This is a genomic window from Pseudoalteromonas sp. MBR-15, assembly GCF_053628915.1.
In genome coordinates this window covers 275,072-294,602 of record NZ_JBRJHH010000001.1, presented here as the reverse complement: position 1 = coordinate 294,602, position 19,531 = coordinate 275,072, and the positions used below count along the sequence as shown (strand labels likewise).

13 protein-coding genes are annotated in these 19,531 nt (G+C 42.0%); 2 read left to right on the top strand and 11 right to left on the bottom strand.

What is annotated here, in order from left to right; genetic code table 11:
- Window positions 1-46: 46 nt before the first annotated feature.
- The 10 genes from ACSSVW_RS01180 to ACSSVW_RS01135 form a co-directional block, all read right to left on the bottom strand.
- Entirely contained in the window at window positions 47-1,129 is a 1,083-nt protein-coding gene (locus ACSSVW_RS01180) for an ABC transporter substrate-binding protein (protein WP_454178661.1), read from the bottom strand.
- A 45-nt stretch (window positions 1,130-1,174) separates the two neighbouring features.
- Complete coding sequence (locus ACSSVW_RS01175; protein WP_454178660.1) at window positions 1,175-2,257, bottom strand: DUF418 domain-containing protein; 1,083 nt, start codon at window positions 2,255-2,257, stop codon at window positions 1,175-1,177.
- A gap of 7 nt (window positions 2,258-2,264) precedes the next feature.
- The gene (locus tag ACSSVW_RS01170; RefSeq protein WP_036972050.1) at window positions 2,265-3,479 is read right to left on the bottom strand and encodes an EAL and HDOD domain-containing protein; all 1,215 of its coding nucleotides are present in this window, start codon (window positions 3,477-3,479) and stop codon (window positions 2,265-2,267) included.
- A 91-nt stretch (window positions 3,480-3,570) separates the two neighbouring features.
- Window positions 3,571-5,109, bottom strand: coding sequence for a glycogen synthase (locus ACSSVW_RS01165; protein ID WP_454178659.1), 1,539 nt, complete (start codon window positions 5,107-5,109; stop codon window positions 3,571-3,573).
- Between the two features lie 74 nt (window positions 5,110-5,183).
- Window positions 5,184-6,485 carry a glucose-1-phosphate adenylyltransferase gene (gene glgC, locus ACSSVW_RS01160; RefSeq protein WP_036972054.1) on the bottom strand — a complete coding sequence of 434 codons (1,302 nt, stop codon included), beginning with the start codon at window positions 6,483-6,485 and terminating at the stop codon, window positions 5,184-5,186.
- An 18-nt stretch (window positions 6,486-6,503) separates the two neighbouring features.
- Window positions 6,504-9,026, bottom strand: a complete 2,523-nt coding sequence (locus ACSSVW_RS01155; protein WP_454178658.1) for a glycogen/starch/alpha-glucan phosphorylase — start codon at window positions 9,024-9,026, stop codon at window positions 6,504-6,506.
- Window positions 9,019-11,076: a glycogen debranching protein GlgX gene (gene glgX, locus ACSSVW_RS01150; RefSeq protein ID WP_065979027.1), complete on the bottom strand. Its 2,058-nt coding sequence runs from the start codon at window positions 11,074-11,076 to the stop codon at window positions 9,019-9,021. Before glgX ends, ACSSVW_RS01155 begins: the two co-directional genes overlap by 8 nt.
- Window positions 11,066-13,303 (bottom strand): 1,4-alpha-glucan branching protein GlgB, encoded by a 2,238-nt coding sequence (glgB, locus tag ACSSVW_RS01145; RefSeq protein WP_454178657.1) that lies wholly within the window; start codon window positions 13,301-13,303, stop codon window positions 11,066-11,068. The genes glgX and glgB overlap by 11 nt, the downstream gene beginning before the upstream one ends.
- Window positions 13,304-15,280 carry a 4-alpha-glucanotransferase gene (malQ, locus tag ACSSVW_RS01140; RefSeq protein WP_454178656.1) on the bottom strand — a complete coding sequence of 659 codons (1,977 nt, stop codon included), beginning with the start codon at window positions 15,278-15,280 and terminating at the stop codon, window positions 13,304-13,306. It lies immediately after the preceding gene.
- Between the two features lie 8 nt (window positions 15,281-15,288).
- Complete coding sequence (locus tag ACSSVW_RS01135) at window positions 15,289-15,588, bottom strand: isoamylase early set domain-containing protein (RefSeq protein ID WP_036972063.1); 300 nt, start codon at window positions 15,586-15,588, stop codon at window positions 15,289-15,291.
- A 533-nt stretch (window positions 15,589-16,121) separates the two neighbouring features.
- Here ACSSVW_RS01135 and ACSSVW_RS01130 point away from each other — a divergent pair.
- Together ACSSVW_RS01130 and ACSSVW_RS01125 are read left to right on the top strand one after the other, a co-directional pair.
- Entirely contained in the window at window positions 16,122-18,035 is a 1,914-nt protein-coding gene (locus tag ACSSVW_RS01130) for a putative bifunctional diguanylate cyclase/phosphodiesterase (protein ID WP_065979024.1), read from the top strand.
- 49 nt (window positions 18,036-18,084) lie between these two features.
- Window positions 18,085-18,999 carry a hypothetical protein gene (locus tag ACSSVW_RS01125; protein WP_036972067.1) on the top strand — a complete coding sequence of 305 codons (915 nt, stop codon included), beginning with the start codon at window positions 18,085-18,087 and terminating at the stop codon, window positions 18,997-18,999.
- Window positions 19,000-19,026: 27 nt separating this feature from the next.
- On the opposite strand, the gene ACSSVW_RS01120 is transcribed toward ACSSVW_RS01125, so the two are convergent.
- Window positions 19,027-19,455 carry an Lrp/AsnC family transcriptional regulator gene (locus ACSSVW_RS01120; protein WP_036972068.1) on the bottom strand — a complete coding sequence of 143 codons (429 nt, stop codon included), beginning with the start codon at window positions 19,453-19,455 and terminating at the stop codon, window positions 19,027-19,029.
- Window positions 19,456-19,531 lie beyond the last annotated feature (76 nt).

Here is a 19,531-nt window from a genome sequence, read left to right as displayed (position 1 = left end):
ACCCTATAGCACGCTAGGCAGATTAATCTTCGTTTAACGGCTCGCTTTAATGCAGTGCAGGTTTTTCGGTGAGCAACGTCTGCAATGTGTCAAAATCAAACCGATACTCTGCATTGCGAGTATTGCGCAGCAAAAAAGCATCGAATGGAATAACTGACCAGTCCGTGATATCACTGAGCCAATGGTAACTTGTCACATTTTGGTTCGTGATCACGCCTAATTTAAATTTAATTTCATGATGAGTTTGCCAATATGGATGACCATTATGATGATCGACCAAACTAATTAACGCCCACGCCCCCATCATAAAGTGCCCGCCTACACTGGCTGTTAAGCGCCCTTGTTCAATTAACCTTAAGTTGTCATCAAGCCAGTCTATGCCGCCGATAAAATAGCGTTTGCCTGACTTTTCTTTAACTGCATCAAGTGCGCCCAGTGCCATTAAATCCGATGCACACCAAATAACATTCGTTTGTGGGTAACGGTGCAATAGACGGCGCACTTTTTCAGTGGCTTCGGTTTTATTCCAATTTGCATAAACAACTTGCTCAAGCTCGACATGTTGGGTTCGTAAATAGTGACTTAAACCATTACTGCGAGTATCTGATTCAGTCCCATAGTGACCGTTAATGGCCACAAATTTGGGTTCTTGTTTTGCTTGTTTAGCATTATCAAACAATGCTTTTCCTAATTGTATACCCGCTTCAAAATTATCGTGATAAACCTCTCCGAGCCAATATTTAAAATGCTCTGAGGGTTTACCAATTTGCTGGCGCTCTGCGCCGAGGGTGGTTTCTTCTAATGTGATGAACTTTATCTTGTGACTTTCAAGTAAGCTCATTGATTGATCTGCTCCCCCAGGGTAATTAATCAGTACAACATAGTCGGGAGTGGCGTTGTATTTAAGATAGTGTCTAAGCTCTTCTAGCTGAATATGCCGATTGCCACCACCGTAAATAATATCAAGCTTGACGTTACTGTGTGTTGCCGCAGCTTGCATTACTGCTGTGACTTTTTGCCAAAAAGGCTCCGCTTTTACCGAGGGATTTACAAATAGCACCGAAAATTGCTCTACAGCAAAAAGTGGTAAAGAGCAAAGCAGTATTAAAACACTCAATATAACCCGCATGTTCATTCCAGCACGTTATTTTTTAAAAGTGTAGTATACGGGTAATTATCGTGACAGTTTTCGCCACACAGTCTCACACGGACCGTATCGAAACAGTTGAGTATATACTTTGCAAAATACCAGCTGAAAGACAACCACACCCGCAATAAGAAGCCAATAATTAATGCGATCAAAACTCAACACCCACTCAGGGAACATGACTTTAAAACACACTAAAAATATCACGGTTTGCATTAAGTAAAGGGTTAAAGACATACGCCCTGCTTGTTGTAATACTAAACACTTTTCGGGGTTATTCTTAACGTATTTTACGAGTATATGAATATACAACGTTGCCATCGCAAGTGCTGCAAACCAAGAGAAAGGCTCAGCCAATGCGACCATAAGTACATGTGTATTTGGTTCAACCGCTAATCGTAAAACGGTAAAGCCCAGCGCTGCAGGCACAATAAAGTTTAACTGTTCTCTAGTAAGGCCATTTTCGAAGATCTTTTGTTTATACAAATACATCCCAATCAGCATGAGCCCGCCAGCCATCCACAGCGTAATAAGCGGAACAGCTATAATCATGATGATAAACATCAACACATTACTCATAAAGCCCGCTAAATAGGATGAAAATGCCGCATTGTATGCCTCTAAAAAAGCCGCAGAGTCACGCGTAACAGGAAGCAGTTCAGGTTCAATAAATGCCAATAAAAAAGAGGAGAGTGCACCGAGTAGCAGAAATAGCATGCCCATTCTTACTATTTTATCATTCGGTTCATGGCTGAACTTGAGTGCCAACCACCCTGCACATGCATAAATGAATAAAATATCACCAGCCCAAAGTAAAAACCCATGGGCCAACCCTATAAACGCTAATACTTTTAAACGCTTATGCAATGCATCTATGCTTTGCCAGCGCTGTAATTGAATTGTAAGTGCTGCGCCAAACAATAAACAAAAGAGGGTTCGAAACCGGCCATCAATAAAGACTAAATTAATAATATTTATAAACTTATCCGCCACAGAAGGTGTTGCACTTGTTACATAGCCATACTCAAAAATACCAAAGTAATAGGCATTCATGAACATTAAACCCAGTACCGCAATCCCTCTTAACACATCCATATTAATATTGCGCATATATCACTTATAAATTTTGTCTGCAGCTATCGCTCCAATTTACAGCATTTTCATATATTTTGGGAAGGTCTGCGCTTTCTATTGTTAAAAAAGCCACTGCTTGTTCTAATGCCCACCAGCTTCCAGTTTCGTAGGCTTTAACTGTTTCGAGAATATAATAAAGAATATTCTTTTCTTGCATTAATGCACTGTGTATTTCATCTGGAAATGGTAAACGTTCAAGCAACTTTTCCATTGGTTGGTCAAGAATAGCATCGAGTAATGAAAACAACCCTGTTAAAAACGCTTCTCCGGTTTGCTGCTTAGCCACACGCTGTGCTATTAGCTCACAAAATCGAGCTCTTACAACACAAAGCCGCGTGAGCTCGGCAGGTTTAGTTTGTGCGCTATGTGCAGTAATAATTAAGCTAACAAACTTTTTCAGTCGTTCATGACCAAGATAAACAAGCGCTTGTTTTAACGAACCTATTTTACTTTTTATAGGGAATACACCACTGTTTATTAAGCGTAAGAGCTTATAAGCTAAAGCAGTATCTAGCGAGAATAACCCCGCTATTTCGCTAATATCGGGGTCTGGACGCATGACTTCAGCATAAATTGATAAAACCAATGCGTAGTTATAATCAATATCACGCTGTTGGATCATGGTTGGTTTGGCAAAGAAATAGCCTTGAAAAAAGTCAAACCCCATTTCGTAGGCTTTTTCAAAATCATCTGCCGTCTCGAGCTTTTCTGCTAATAACTTTATTTTTTTGTGTTTTTTTAATTTTTTAACTACGGGTAGAATTTCTTCAAATGGGGTTTGTTTTACATCAAACTTGATAAGTCGAACAAGCTTTAAAAAGCGGTCCCACTCGGGCTGGTACACAAAGTCATCTAAGGCAAGTTTATAATTGTTATGAAATAACTCACGACAAAACGCATAGTTTTCATCGGTAGGCTCCATCGTTTCTAGCAGCTCGATAACGACATCTTTCGTTGGCAAAAAAGCACATAGATCCAGTTTTAAAGACTCTGGACCTATATTAATTAATGCTTTTTTGCCCGACGTGATATGCCGGGTACCTAAATTGAGCTGATTTTCCATAATGAGACGTGCCGTTGCGGTGCTTTCTGACACGTTTGGAAAACTGTTTTTTTCACTATCGCGAAATAGTAGCTCATAGGCGACAACTTGTTGACGACGATTAAAGACCGCTTGCCTAGCAACAAATACAGCCACTTTACCTACTTTTTATCATTTATATAACACTAAGTAATTAATAGCGGAAATTGACATAAAAGTCACTTAATTGCCATGAATCAGGGTGTTTTTATTGATATAAGTACGATAAATAACCATCTGCGACTGATTGCCACGAGAAACGCGCATTTTTAGCCTGTTCACAAATTCCTTGCCACTTTTTAGGATCTGCATTTTTTAGCGCAAGCGCTTCAGTAAAACCAGTAATAAGTTCGTAACTTTGAGCGGTTAAACTCTCACCTTTAAAACTAAATCCCGTTTCAAGGTGCTGCACAGTATCACGAAGTCCACCGACACCATGCACTAGACACGGTTGACCTGCGCGCATGGCGAGCATTTGACTAATACCACAGGGTTCAAATGAACTGGGCATTAAAAACAGATCGCCTAAATGATACAAGTACTCGCCAACAAAATGAGCGTATCCTTTCAAAAATAATAAGTTATCTTGTCGGGCCATGACTGTGGTCATCACTTTTTCAAGTTCAGTATCACCTGAGCCAAGAATAATCATATACCCATCATGTTGCTTTAAACGCTGGCATAATTCATCTAGCACTAATGCTTTATCATACGGCTGACAAAGCAGGAGCACTTTTTGATCTGTTAATCGCCCAACACTCGTCACTAAAGGGCCAGAGAAAGGCTGTGTTTTAAACTTAAGCACACGCTGATGTGCTATATAATGCGCTGGGTCAAGCTCAGACGTTTTTGCCATCCACTGAAAAAGTGCCGACTCAGCGTGCTGATATAAATGAGCAAAACTGACATCGGATAGTTCATCACCTGGATACTCACACCCGTTTAGAATGCCTACTACACGGCCTTGCTGATATGCAGCTTGTAAATCAAGTTCGAGCCCTTCTCCGCCAAAAAAGCCATTAACAGGATCGCTTGGTTTTAGCACCTCTTGGCAATATGTGGGTGATACTAAATGTATTTTATCAACCAAGTTAATCGCTGTGCGCATTGGGTTGAAACAGTCAGGGTAACGTGGATCGCATAACTTTTGGCCATCATAACCCAAGCTTGGAAACCACGCTTCTAAACTCGAAGTATCCCCTTTAAAAGGACGGATCCCTTGCAGAGCAAGGTTATGTACGGTGTAAGCTAAAAATAAGGTGGAGAAATCGTTATAGCGACTATCTGTTTTAAGTAACAACGCAACACACGCACTATGCCAATCATGTAAATGAATAACATCAGGCTTACAAATGAGTCCTTGTAATAAGGCTTCGCACACAGCGGCATTAAATAAGGCAAATTTACTGGCATCGGTTGCAAATGGGCGACCTGCCTCGTCATTACAATAAACAGCGCCATGGTGACGGCTAAATTCCCAATGAGAAATAACCAGCTGTCTAACCCCTTTCTGAGAGTGAGCAAGTTGCCACACTTCGAGTTGTTGCATGTGTCCGGCAAACGCCACATTGACCACACCTAGGCTATGACGCTCTAAATCGTGAAAACCATAATCGGGGATCACCACATCAACTGTCAGCCCCTTTTCAACAAGGGCTTTAGGACAATCTCTTACGACATCGGCAACACCACCTACTTTTGCATTCGGTAATGCATCATTCTCTGCAGCAACCATCAATACATGCATGCTTTGCCGTACTCCTTTTTACTTCTATTTTTTGTGCTGGGGGGTGATATTAGTACCTTCCACCCCACCCATATTTAAGCAAGGCGTTTGTTATCTTGCTCTTGTTGTTTTAACTTTTTTGCCAGTTCATTCAACATATCACGCGTCACTAAGACAATCCCTTTTTTCGAGACTCTAAAACCATTTTCTTTATCAACTTTATGATCATAGCCTATTTCAAGACCTGCGGGTATCTCGCAGCTACGATCAATAATCGCGCGTTTTATGCGACAATTACGTTGAATTTTAGCCCCTGGTAATATAACTGACTCTTCTATTTGACAATAAGAATGGACATGTACATTAGAGAACAATAGCGATTTTCTCACCAAAGACCCCGAAATAATACACCCGCCAGACACTGTTGAATCGACCGCCATACCTCGTCTGTCATCATTATCAAAAATAAATTTAGCCGGTGGAAGTTGCTCTTGGTAAGTCCAAATAGGCCAGCTAGGGTCGTATAAATCTAGCTGCGGTTCTGGCATAACCAGCTCCATGTTCGCTTCCCAGAACGAATCAAGTGTTCCTACATCACGCCAATAAGGTTGTCCATCATAGCCTGGGTCTCTAAACGGATACGCAAAAACGTTATGCTCTTCAATAATGGCTGGAATGATATCATGACCAAAGTCACGGCCAGATCCCTCTGTTTCGGCGTCTTTTTTCAGTTGCTCAAATAAAAACTCAGTATTAAAAATATAGTTCCCCATTGAAGCTAGGCACGTGCCAGGTTTGCCGGGGACTGAGGTTGGCGACGCAGGTTTTTCATCAAACCGGCGAACGCGCTTACTTTCATCCACAGTCATGACACCAAAGGTATTCGCGGCCTCCTCACACGGTACCTCGATACAACATACGGTCATGTCTGCACCATTTTCAACATGCTTTGCGAGTAAACCACCGTAATCCATCCGATATACATGGTCGCCCGATAATATCATGACGTATTTTGGCAGCTCATGACGAATAATATCCATATTTTGAAACACAGCATCAGCTGTACCACAATACCATTCATCACCATAACGCTGTGACGCTGGCAAGATTTCAACCGACTCACCCAGCTCTTTCTTAAAGTGACCCCATGCACGATTAACGTGGCGGATCAGTGAATGCGATTTATATTGTGTAGCAATGCCAACACGACGAATGCCCGAGTTAATGCAGTTCGACAGCGGAAAGTCGATGATCCGGTGTTTACCACCAAAATACACCGCCGGTTTAGCTCGCCAATCTGTTAATTCGTGTAAACGTGAACCTCGCCCCCCTGCTAAAATAAGGGCATACGTTTCTCTTGTTAAACTACTTATATATCGATTTGCATAACTTGGCATAACTCTCTCCGTCTTAAGTTAGCTGCTTTTTTTCTGTGTGTGTTGCTGTGCGCTCGTGTCTAAAAGTGGTTCCAAATGCCAAATATCATCGCTGTATTGACCAATGGTTCTGTCGCTTGAAAACATGCCACTGGCAGCAGTATTCAAGATACTCATTCTGGTCCAGTGTGCGCTGTCTAAATAGGCTTGTTCAACTTGCTCTTGCGCTTGAACAAAGCTGGCAAAATCATGGGCTACAAGCCATGGATCGTGCGGACTCTTTATCGCAGCAATAATGTCGTCGAATAAGTTTGGTTCAAATAAATTAAAATGACCGCTTTCTAAGAGTTGCATTACTTTGTATAAGCTTTCGGTCTGATAAATAACTTGCTCCGGATTATAGTGCGCTTTTATATCGTCAACTTGTTCTGCTCGTGCGCCAAACAAGAAGAAATTATCAGCACCTACAGCATCACGGATTTCAATATTTGCACCATCTAATGTCCCTATCGTCAACGCGCCATTCATCATAAACTTCATGTTACCAGTGCCCGATGCTTCTTTACCGGCTGTTGATATTTGCTCAGATAAATCGGTTGCAGGACAAATCGTTTCCATCGCGCTGACGTTGTAATTAGGTAAAAATGCAACCCGTAAATATGGCTTTGCAAGGGGGTCTTTATTAATGACTTCAGCCACATTATTAATTAACTTAATAATTTTCTTCGCCATGTAATAACCTGGCGCAGCTTTCCCCCCGAGGAGTACACAACGTGGCACACAGTTTTCTGTATCGCCCTGACGAATCCGGTCGTATAAATGAATAATATGCAAAACATTAAGTAATTGGCGCTTGTACTCATGAATGCGTTTAACTTGCACGTCGAACATCATCGTGGCGTCAAACTCAACACCACATCGGCTTTTTACAAGCTCAACAAGACGTTGTTTGTTGGCATATTTAACATCCTGCCACTGTGTATGAAATTCGGTATCGTCGTAATATCGGCGCAATTGGCCAATTTTGCTAAAGTCAGCCACCCATTCATCGCCAATTTTGCTGTTCAGTAACTTAGTCAGTTCTGGATTACAGTGGGCAAGCCACCGACGCGGCGTAACACCATTGGTTTTGTTGTTGAATTTTTCCGGCCATAATTGATAAAAGTCATTAAATAAACCGGCTTTTAATAGTTCAGTATGAAGCGCCGCAACACCATTGACAGAATAACTGCCGACAATCGCAAGGTACGCCATGCGAATTTGTGGCTCTGGGCCCTCTTCAATCAGAGAAAGGGCGCGCTGTTTAGCCACATCTCCCGGCCATGCTTGTGCGACGTCGGCGAGGAAACGGGCATTAATTTCGTAAATTATTTCTAAAATGCGCGGTAATAAGCGCGAAAATAATGACACAGACCATTTTTCTAAGGCTTCTGGTAACAAGGTATGGTTGGTATACGCCATGGTTTTTGTCGTAATGTGCCACGCTTTATCCCAATCAAGTTCATAGTCATCGATTAACACGCGCATTAATTCTGCAACCGCAATACTGGGGTGAGTGTCATTGAGTTGAAAAACATGGTAGTCAGCAAACTCATCAAAGTTTTCACCTGACTTGTTTACCCAAATATCAACAACATCTTGAATACTGGCAGACGATAAAAAATACTGCTGACGTAAACGCAACTCTTTGCCATTTTCGCTACTGTCGTTGGGGTAAAGCACCATGGTGATTTGTTCAGCGAGATTTTTACGCGCCACCGCTTCTGAGTAACTGCCCGCATTAAACTCACTCAAGTCAAACTCATCGGTTGCCTCTGACTTCCATAACCGTAACGTGTTTACAATATCGTTTTTGTAGCCCGGGATCGGCACATCATATGGCACCGCCAAGACATCTTGGGTATCGAGCCATTGACGATGCACACGCCCTTGCTTGTCGGTGTAACTTTCTACATGACCAAAAAATTTGATTCGCTTAGACTGCTCTGGTGCGCTTAACTCCCATGGGTGGCCTTCGCGTAACCAGTTATCGGGCTGTTCAATTTGGTGACCATTTTCTATCGCTTGATTAAACATGCCATATTCATAACGAATGCCATAACCAATAACAGGTAGCGCAAGGCTGGCACAACTATCTAAAAAACACGCAGCTAAGCGACCTAAACCACCATTCCCAAGCCCTGCATCATGTTCAGCTTCGGCAACACTTTCAAGCTCAGTACAATACTGTTGCAATGCCTTTGCTACCTGCTCATCAAGGTCAAGATTTAAAATCGCATTACCCAATGCACGCCCCATCAAAAACTCCAGCGATAAGTAAGCAGTTTTGCGGCGTTTTTGTTCATGTATTTGCTGTTTTGTGTCACGGCATCGCGCCACAAGCCTGTCGCGAATAGTTAACGCCAGTGCATGGTATAAATACAGTTGTGACTTACCCACTTTGTCACGCCCTAAGGTGTAATAAAAATGGCGTGATAGGTCATCCTCTAAGGTGCTTTTATCAATAATAGGCGCATCTTGCCATCCTTTTACAACACATGCTTGTTCACCTTTTTTAGTCATGACTTAAGTCCTCTGAATCGGCGGTAAAAACCCAGCTGCTCATCGCAGCAATCTGTTGTTCGGTATCAACATTCGCTGTCGAAACCGAATGAATACTGGTAAGTGCCAAAGACCATTGACCGCTTGATAAGCGCGGTAATTGGCAAGTGATAGGCAAGGAGCCAGCATTTAAAATAATCAGTAAAGCTTGTTTCGTGTGCTTATCAGTCAGGCTATACATTAAAAATTGACGGTCGCTCTGATGCCAGTCATCTTGTTGCATATCGGTGCCTGATTCTGTAAACCACGCAACGGCATAACGAGGGTCACCGTCATGCACAAAGAAAGGGTGCTGAAAAACGCTAAATTGCTTGCGTAATCTAAGCACATCATCAATAAATCGGGTCAGTGGATGGTTAAATTGCGATTCTTTCCATGCAAGCCAACTAGTACGATTATTCTGACAATAAGCGTTATTATTACCGCCTTGCGAGTGCGCCATTTCGCTTCCTAAAGAAAGCATAGGCACCCCTTTGGAAAGTAACAAAGTCAGCAGCATATTTTTTTGCTGTTGCAAGCGTAATTTGCTTATAGCTTGGTCGCTGGTATACCCCTCTACACCGCAATTAAAGGAATGATTCGCACTGTGTCCATCGCGATTTTGCTCGCCATTCGCTTCATTGTGCTTTTGTTCATAACTCACCAAGTCGGCCAAGGTAAATCCATCATGGCTGGTGATAAAGTTAATACTATTAAGGGGTCCACGCAGGTTATGTTCAAACAAATCAAACGAGCCATGTAAACGCTTAGCAAGTTCCCCTATTACACCTTGTTCTTGCTTCCAAAAACGTCTTACGGTGTCGCGGTATTTGTCGTTCCATTCGCGCCAAGGCGCTGGAAATGCCCCGAGCTGATAACCACCTGGGCCTATATCCCAAGGCTCTGCTATTAATTTAACTTTATTTAAAACAGGGTCTTGGTTAACAGCTTGCATAAAAGCATGCGCGTGATTAAAACCATTTGGATTGCGCCCAAGTATGGTGGCCAGATCAAAACGAAAACCATCAACCCCCATTACTTCTACCCAATAACGCAGGCTATCAAGCACCAATTGCAAAGCACGTGGTGAATCGATATTAAGCGTATTTCCGCAGCCCGTATCATTTATATAATGCTGTGGCTTATCGGCAACCGTTCGGTAATAACCCAGATTATCTAACCCACGTAGAGATAATAGCGGCCCATCAGTGCCAGCCTCTGCGGTGTGGTTATAGACGACATCTAGAATGACTTCGATATCAGCTTTGTGCAGCTCAGCGACCATCTCTTGAAACTCGCTAATATCATCGTCGACCAAGTAGTCTTTATGTGGGATAAAAAAATTAAGCGTGTTGTAGCCCCAATAATTTTGCAGCCCTTTAGCCGTTAAAAATTGCTCACTAATAAACGCATGAATAGGTAAAAGTTCTAAACACGTGATACCTAAAGTCCGCAAGTGTTCAATAAAACGAGGGTGGCTTAAGCCTAAAAATTTGCCTTGCAACGCTTTCGGTATATCAGGGTGGCGACAGGTCGCGCCTTTTACATGACACTCATAAATGACGGTTTTTCCCCAACTGTGCTGTGGCTTAGTGCCCTTGTAAAGCGCAAGCTCTCTAACGCGTGATTTAGGCATATCTATCGCGTTGTTCACAGTGCTTAATGTGCCAACCGGCATCTGCCCGTAGTGGCGCTCGCTCCACGTAAACTCGCCATAAATGTCGCGTGCATAAGGGTCGAGCAATAACTTATGAGGATTAAAAAATAACCCTTTTTGAGGTGCATAGTCACCATCAGCTCGAAAGCCATACAACGCACCGGCTTTTAAAGGACTAACACGTAATGTCCACACTCCCCCTTCATTCATTCGCATGGGCAGTGTGAGAATTTCTGAATGACCGCTGCTGTCAAATAAGCATAAAGATAGGCTGTGTGCCTGGGGTGCATAGACGGCAAAGTTAACCCCATCCCCCTGCACCGAGGCGCCTAACGGCATCGTTACCCCTGTTTCAAGTGCAACACTATGACTCATCGCTCACCTTCTTAAGGTACACAGTTGCAAGGCCTGGTAATGACACGACCACGCACTGTGTAAATCCATGATTGAGCATATTTTGAGTTAAAATAATCTGTTCAGGATCGCTTGTTACCTCAACCCCTGAGCCAAAAAATTCGGGTTTGTCTGTATTCAAGATCACTTGATAACGCCCTGCTTTTGGCACCCCGATAACGTAATCATGGTAAACCTGTGGGGTTAAGTTGCTCACAACCACAACAAAATCATCAGCTTGTTTTGCATAGCGAATAAAGCTAAAAATGCTTTGTGCTGAGTTGTTGCTATCGAGCCACGCAAACCCCGCGGGGCTTGTATCTTGCTCGTAAAGTGCGGGTGTATTGCAATACACTTTATTGAGCGCTTTTATTGTTTCTTGAACACCACGATGACTCGTGTGCTCCAGTAAATGCCAGTCAAGAGATTGATCATGATTCCATTCTCGACGCTGGGCAAACTCAGCCCCCATGAATAACAACTTTTTACCTGGGTGAGCCCACATAAAGGCGTAGTAAGCGCGTAAATTTGCAAATTTCTGCCAGTCATCACCCGGCATTTTTTCAATTAAGGAACCTTTGCCGTGCACTACTTCATCATGGCTTAATGGCAAGACATAATTTTCGCTGTAGGCATACACCATCGAAAATGTCATTTCATGATGATGATGAGCACGATACAAAGGATCGCGTTGCATGTAGTGCAAACTGTCGTTCATCCACCCCATGTTCCACTTATAGCCAAATCCTAAGCCATCATGCTCAACGTGTCTGGTTACGCCTGGCCATGCTGTCGATTCCTCAGCAACCATCATTATGCCGGGGTTATTAGCATAGCAGCGCAAATTAACTTGCTTTAGACATTCTATTGCTCCGAGGTTTTCGCGCCCACCATATTGGTTCGCAACCCACTGCCCTTCTTCACGGCTATAATCGAGGTAAAGCATGGATGCCACGGCATCAACCCGTAAGCCATCAATGCCAAACTCGTGTAACCAATACATGGCATTGGCTATTAAAAAGCTGCGCACTTCAGCACGGTCGTAGTTATAAATGTATGTATTCCAGTCTGGGTGGAATCCTTGCCGTATATCGGCGTGTTCATATAAGTGCGAGCCGTCAAAGCGATGTAAGCCATGGGGATCACTTGGAAAGTGCCCAGGGACCCAATCAAGAATAATCCCTAAGTTAGCCTCATGGCATTGTTGTACAAAGTAAACAAAGTCGTCAAAACTACCGTAACGACTTGTCACAGCAAATAAACCAACAGGCTGATAGCCCCACGAACCATCAAACGGGTATTCACTAATTGGCATTAACTGTAAGTGAGTAAACCCGAGAGCTTTGGTATAGGGAATCAAATTATCAGCTAATTCACGCCACGTTAGATACCGGCTACTATCATCTCTGCGCTGCCAAGAGCCCGCATGTACTTCGTAAATACTAATAGGCGATTCAATACTATTACGCTTTGCACGATTTTTAAGGGCGTGCTCATCAAGTTTTACGGTTGCTTTGCTAGCGTGTAAAACCGATGCTGTACCCGGTGCTTGCTGCATTTTAAATGCAAACGGGTCGGCTTTATCGAGCACTTCACCCATTAGAGTAGTTATTGCAAATTTATAACACTGATCTTCTTTAAGCCCTGCAATAAATAACTCCCATACGCCACTTGCTGGGTGAAAACGCATAAAGTGACGCTGGCGTTGCCAAAAGTTAAATTCACCAATAACCGATACGCTGCTAGCATTTGGCGCCCATACGGTAAAGCGCACGCCCTCTACACCTTGTTGAGTAGTAAAATGCGCGCCCAAATGGCGATAAGCATGCTCTAAACTGCCCTCATTAAACAAATACATTGCTTGTTCATCGAGCGTGCTCGCAAAACTATATTCATCGTAGTGTCTGTGGCTCGCTTTGTCGGCGTAACTCACATCTAACTGGTACTCAGGGACTGATGTGCAATCAATCGTTGCTACAAATAAATCACTTTCCCCTTGCCTTTGAGCTGCAATCTGCTGCGACCCCATAACAACAGATACCATAGTGGCACCCGGTAAAAAACAGCGCACTTCATAACGGCTATCATTAATTTTATGCGGTCCTAAGAAACTAAAAGGATCTTTAAAACAACCTGCTGACAACGCCTCGATTTGCGACTGATAAATCAGTGGTTGTGCACTTTGCTCTTGACGAACACGACTTCGCATTTATTGATTCCTTATAGAAATTAAACTGGCTAAAAATGACTGCTGCGAATGCATAATTTGCTGCGTCGGGCGCGACAATAAGCGCCGCCAGTTGGGGTATTCTTTATCCGTTCCGGGAATATTCACCGGTAAAATTTGCTGATCTAAATCATCTATCTGAATGGTAAACAATCGAGCGGGTGCTGCCGCAAGGCAACATGCTAATGCTTGGTATACTACAGAGGCCTCTGTATCTAAGGTCAGCTGCTGAGAAGTTTCGCGCATGATGAAATTAAGCATACGTTGCTTTTCAATCTTTCTGGCTTCGAGCAAGGCGTTGCTTTGCGCTTCATCAACTAAGCTATACTGTTGTTTAACAGTTATATCGTGCCCTGTCCACCAGCCATTAAAGGGGGGTACATCATGATTAGCAATCATCAGTAAGCTATGTGGAGCAAAATGTTCACTGGCTAAAAACTCACCATTGTGATCTTTTTCAAAGTAAAATAAGCCATTGGAATAAATAGCACTGCTTTTCAATGCATCACGCACTTCGGTGGGCACAACCCCTAAATCTTCGCCTATAACCACGCATTGGTTAAGGTGTGACTCTATTTTTAAAATAGCTAACAAATGCTCAAAAGGGTAATAAACATAGCAACCATCCTGTTGGCCTTGATTATCAAAACACCACCAGAGCCTGCGAATAGCCATAACATGGTCTATTCGCAACCCACCCACATCTTCCATATTGGCGCGAATAAGCGATCGATAAAACGCAAAATTATCTTTACTTAATTTCTGCGGGTTGAGTGCAGGTAAGCCCCAGTTTTGTCCTTGTTCAGCCCATGGGTCTGGCGGTGCGCCAACATTTGCACCATGAGAAAATAGCTCATCTTGGCTACGGTATTCACTGCCGTCACCCGCACACCCCACCGCTAAATCGTTGATGAGACCAATATCCATACCACATTCATTCGCTATTTGCTGGCATAGGTTAAGCTGTAAATGCGCTTGCCATTGCAAGTAGCTTGCGTATTCATTATCACCCACCACCAGCGTTGCTAAACTGTGTTTGTGAGTTAGGCAAAATGCTTCGAATTGTGCTTTACGCTCAATCGATGCTGTCTCACGAAAGTGATGATACAAACAGCTAAATAATTGGTATTTAAAATCACTGACACTTGTGTAATCAATGTATGTATCGGTGCCTTGCGGTTTTTCATTAAGCAGCTTTTCAAGTGCCAAATTATCTTTCGCGTCTTCGCATAATGACAATGCAATATAAAGCGGATTTAATAACGCACGACTATTAGGGCTATACGGACTGGCACGCTCAGGGCTGTGTTCGAACAATAAATGCAATGGATTTAATAAAATATAATCCATACCATTGGCCGCAGCTTCGCGCATTAGCGACGCTAAATCTGCAAAATCGCCAATACCTAAACCGTGCGCGTTAAATAGGCTATATAGCTGTATCGACACACCCAAGCGCTTTTTATCATCCACTGTAAAGCACTGTTTTGGCATGATCCACAGCTCAGAATGTGCTTCTTGATCAGCCACTGTAATCACAGCATCATGATAGCCTATGGGCATGTCGGGTAAGGGAAGCGCTACTTCAAGGTAACGAATATCATTAAAACGGTAATCACCTGTCACGCTCAATTCGTGCAAGTTCTCTCGACTAACAACAATATCGAGCGATGGCAGGCGTAACTCACAGCCGCGTGATAAAAGACGCTCATCAACTCGCACTCGTAAAAAGGGCTCATCTGACTCAACAAGGCTAACGTTAGGTAATAACGTTAACCACGTTCCTGCATCCAGGGCAAAGTTGAGCTGGTTAATGGTGTCTGTATCAGTGCAATCGATACCACAACAACTGAGTGCACTGCGGCGCGTACTTTCATCAAAAACGACGTGCTCGCCAGTGTACTTTGTATATTCGTAACCGATACCATGCAGATAAAATAACTGCGCAAGTGACTGCATTAATACACCTAAGCGCGTTGAGTGTTAACAATACTGTTTTCGGTACCAAAACCGTTTGGAATATACCCATCAGCTTGATGATCGTTATCCCAAACTTGGCCATTGATCAGATAGCGGAAATGAAATTCTTTATCCAACGGCAGACGTTGCTTACACTTGAATACTTGTTCTTTTTTACTGAACTTCATTGGCACAGGTTGCCAATCTGTAAATTCAGCAACTAATTGCACATCTTCAGCATCAGGGTGCTGAAATTCAAAAGTGACTTCTGTTTCGTCTTTAGTCTTAAAAAAACGTTTACTTAACATAGTGGGCTCCAATTCAACCAATCGGTAAATTAATCCTTGCCACAGTGCCGTGTTCAACTACTCAACAGACGGAGGCTGTGCGTTACATGATTTAAAACAACGTCCAATCTAAAGCATGCATTTTGCTTTAGTAAATCAAATCTATATTTACGCATTATGACAGTGCAATTTTTTATTTTTCGCACCATTTCAGTGCGCAAAATAAATAAAAGTACTCAAAATCATATTGCTTATTCAATAAGAGCAATAACCGAACCAAGTTGAAAATAAAATACACTTAATTTTCAGGCTCTTTTATTGTTTTGATCAGCGCATACTCATAAAAGTAGTTAACAAGTAGACAGGGGTAAAGTGAATAAAATTTAAGTCAAAAATAGAGTAAAAACACTAACGTAGATGCAAAATTTTTCACTTGCAAAACTATTAACAAATTAATTACATTAAAAAGACTTTGTCTATTTTAGTGACAAACAATATACTGGAAAAACTCAGAAGTGGGTTAAAAACTATTTTACCCGGGATGGTAGCGACTAATGACCAACGCGTTTCGTACATTATCTATTTGTATTATTACCTTAATTGCATTTGTGTATGGTTTAAATATTTTATTAACGAAACAAGTTAATGATTTAGCGCATTTCAATAATAATACGCAGTTACAATCTCAGCCAAAAGTAAACACTCAGCTAGAATCTGCACCGTGGTATAATATGGTGTTTAGAGGTCAGCAACTCATTAACAAAGATGAGCTGCAGTATGTTGTAGTCAAATCAACACCCACTTCATTTATTACTATCAGTGCATCATCCCTGTTTTGGTCAACGCTCCTCTCGCCCATCAATATCAGTATATTTTTATTGCTCGGTTTAGCGATTAGTTGGCTTATCAATATAAAAAGACAAACAGAAAACGATACACACACCTTAACTGAGCTCAATAATCAACTATCAAACCTTCTCAAATCCTTACATTTAGCGCGTAATAACGATACAAGCCAACCAATAGTAAGCCAGCTAAAAACACACATTCATACATTAAGCTCACACATTACGACCTACACCCACGAATCGCAGGTCAGTATCTGCCAAGACAAATTAACGCTGTTAATTGACCGCCATGCCTATATTGAACATTTAACAAGGCAATTAAGTCTGGCTGAAATCGATAAGTTAAATTGCGCGTTATTATTCATCGATTTAGACGGGTTTAAACAAGTTAACGATTCATTCGGGCACAGCTTTGGTGACGAAGTGCTTATTCAAGTTGCAGCCCGTTTAACCAGTGTGGTACGCCACCATAAACTTAATAATGTGTCTGCTACAAATGGGCTTGAACAAAACTTAGCGCGTCTAGGCGGTGATGAGTTTTCAATCTTTATAAGTCAGCTCGACCACAAAGATAAAGCCCTAGAAATTGCGCAAAATGTATTGCAAGAAATCGAACGCGATTTTGTACTCGGCAATAAACTGATTAAAATTAGTGCCAGTATTGGTATTGCCGTTTATCCCGATAGTGCAGCAACGCCCCATGCATTATTACAAATGGCCGATGTTGCAATGTATCGCGCTAAAACAGATGGTCGCGGTATCTTTAAGGTGTACTCCCCCGAAATGGGCAATAAAATGCGCCGTTATCACTATTTACTTGAAGAAATGCGTTTGGCGATTGCCTGCGAGAACTTTCATTTATCGTTCCAGCCAATTGTGCACGTAGAAAACTGCACTATCGATTACTTTGAAGCTCTCACCCGCTGGGATCATCCGGTAGAAGGCGCAATCGCACCTGCTGAGTTTATTCCTATTGCCGAAGAATCGAACCTGATCCTCGAACTAGGCGATTGGATTTTACTCGAATCATGCAGACAAATGTCAGCGTGGTATAACGCAGGGATGAAAAAAGTTAAAATATCGGTGAATATATCAGGCATTCAACTTAAACATCGCGCTGTGTATGATTGGGTAATGAACATATTGGCTAAAACAGGCTTGCCTGCAAGTGCCTTAATGTTAGAAATAACCGAATCAACACTTATTACAGCCAGTAAACACATTATTCAGCAGCTTGAGAAATTACGAGCCAGTGGCGTCACTATTGCAATTGATGACTTTGGCACAGGTTTTAGCTCGTTAAGCACACTGGCTGATTTACCAATCGACGTCATTAAACTCGATCGTCTGTTTATTGCCCAAGCGAATAGCAATCCTAAATACAATGAAATACTGCATTCAATCAGTGAGCTTGGCCATAAATTAGGACTAAAAATTGTGGCTGAGGGTGTCGAAGAATTTGCCCAGTTTGAACTCGTAAAATCAATGGGGATACGCAGTGTACAAGGTTATTTAGTCAGCCACCCAGAATCATCAGTGAATGTTGGACACAAAGTCTTGCAAGACAATATTAACTTTATGGCCGCGACAGGAACTGGGGTATGGAATATACAAAGATAAAGATTGTAGGGTATACTACTTTACATCTTCCAAAGCCATTTCCTTGTTAATGTTAAAGAAAAGCGTATTCACCTTTTTTATCCTTGCCGTGACTGTTGTTGCAGCGCTGGTCGGGTCTTCTATTTACACCCTTTACAGTAAAAAGCGATTAACTGTTGATCCTAAAGTCAAAGAAATCTCTGGTATTGAATTTGATAAATACAAACGGCTTTGGGCAATAAACGACAGTGGCGATAAGCCCAAGTTATACCGCCTTAACCAAGATGGTTCAATTGCCAAAGAAATCCTTGTCACTAATGCCAAAAACATTGACTGGGAGGACATGACCCAAAACACCTTCGGGCATTTCTTCTTAGGCGATTTCGGCAATAATAAAAACGACAGAAAATGGCTAACAATTTATAAAATCGAAAACCCCATTGATATCAAAGGGGACACAACTGAAGCCGAAATCATCAAATTCACCTATCCAGAAATGGATGGCACCCCTATTGAGCCTGACAAACGAAACTTTGACCTAGAGGCCTTTGTCGCCTTCGGTCGTCATTTATACTTATTTACTAAAAATAGAACAGAACCATTTGATGGTATAACGAATGTCTATAAAGTAGGCGATCACGCTGCTAATTTTGACGCTGAGCTGATTGATTCATTTCAGACCTGTACCACATTAGAAAAGTTATGTTGGATCACCTCCGCGGCTTTAAGCCCCGATAGAACTAAGTTGGTTCTTCTCGATTCAACAAGTATCTGGCTATTTGAAAACTTTAAAGAAGACAAATTCTTTTCGGGTGATGTATCACGTATCGACCTAGGTATCGTTACTCAAAAAGAGGCTGTCACCTTTTATGATGACAACACCATCGTGTTTACCGATGAAGAATTTAAAGGCATTGGCGGCAATGCCTACGTCATAAAACTGGATGAAGTTGAAAAGAAAGTTATTCGTAAAGCAAGCAACTAAGCCAACATTAAGCGCTAAATGGCCCTATTAGCGCTTAAACTTTGTTTCTAATATTACCGACGAAGTTGTTCTTTCTACTCCATCTAGATTACCTATATCATCAAGCAAATGACTCAATTTTTCGAGGTTTTGAGCTTGTACGACTGCAATCAAATCAAATTCACCACTAATCGCATAAAGCTGAGAAATTGCGTCAATTTGCTTCAGTTCTATATTCGTTTTTGTGGTTAACTTTTGTTTCACCTTAATTGATACATGCGCTGAGACCATTTGGCTTAAATAGGCATCACCGTAATCAACGCTATACCCTTTGATCACACCCGACTCTTCCAGCCTTAACATCCTACTTTGTACCGTAGAGCGTGATAAATTTAAGGCCCTTGCTAAATCCGACACACTTGCGCGAGCGTTAGTTTTTAATATCGCAAGCAACTTTTCATCTTGAGGAGTTATCATTTTGTTTAATTCTTTCGTCAATATGCTTTTTATTTTAGTCAATTTACACAAAATAGCACTGCAAATTTAAGTTCGC

Excerpts from the sequence above, each read along its gene's own strand:
- ACSSVW_RS01165 (WP_454178659.1), bottom strand. The coding sequence starts at position 5,109 with ATGCATGTATTGATGGTTGCTGCAGAGAATGATGCATTACCGAATGCA.
- ACSSVW_RS01175 (WP_454178660.1), bottom strand. The coding sequence starts at position 2,257 with ATGCGCAATATTAATATGGATGTGTTAAGAGGGATTGCGGTACTGGGT.
- glgX (WP_065979027.1), bottom strand. The coding sequence starts at position 11,076 with ATGAGTCATAGTGTTGCACTTGAAACAGGGGTAACGATGCCGTTAGGC.
- ACSSVW_RS01130 (WP_065979024.1), top strand. The coding sequence starts at position 16,122 with ATGACCAACGCGTTTCGTACATTATCTATTTGTATTATTACCTTAATT.
- malQ (WP_454178656.1), bottom strand. The coding sequence starts at position 15,280 with ATGCAGTCACTTGCGCAGTTATTTTATCTGCATGGTATCGGTTACGAA.
- ACSSVW_RS01180 (WP_454178661.1), bottom strand. The coding sequence starts at position 1,129 with ATGCGGGTTATATTGAGTGTTTTAATACTGCTTTGCTCTTTACCACTT.
- ACSSVW_RS01155 (WP_454178658.1), bottom strand. The coding sequence starts at position 9,026 with ATGACTAAAAAAGGTGAACAAGCATGTGTTGTAAAAGGATGGCAAGAT.
- ACSSVW_RS01135 (WP_036972063.1), bottom strand. The coding sequence starts at position 15,588 with ATGTTAAGTAAACGTTTTTTTAAGACTAAAGACGAAACAGAAGTCACT.
- glgC (WP_036972054.1), bottom strand. The coding sequence starts at position 6,485 with ATGCCAAGTTATGCAAATCGATATATAAGTAGTTTAACAAGAGAAACG.
- glgB (WP_454178657.1), bottom strand. The coding sequence starts at position 13,303 with ATGCGAAGTCGTGTTCGTCAAGAGCAAAGTGCACAACCACTGATTTAT.
- ACSSVW_RS01125 (WP_036972067.1), top strand. The coding sequence starts at position 18,085 with ATGTTAAAGAAAAGCGTATTCACCTTTTTTATCCTTGCCGTGACTGTT.
- ACSSVW_RS01120 (WP_036972068.1), bottom strand. The coding sequence starts at position 19,455 with ATGATAACTCCTCAAGATGAAAAGTTGCTTGCGATATTAAAAACTAAC.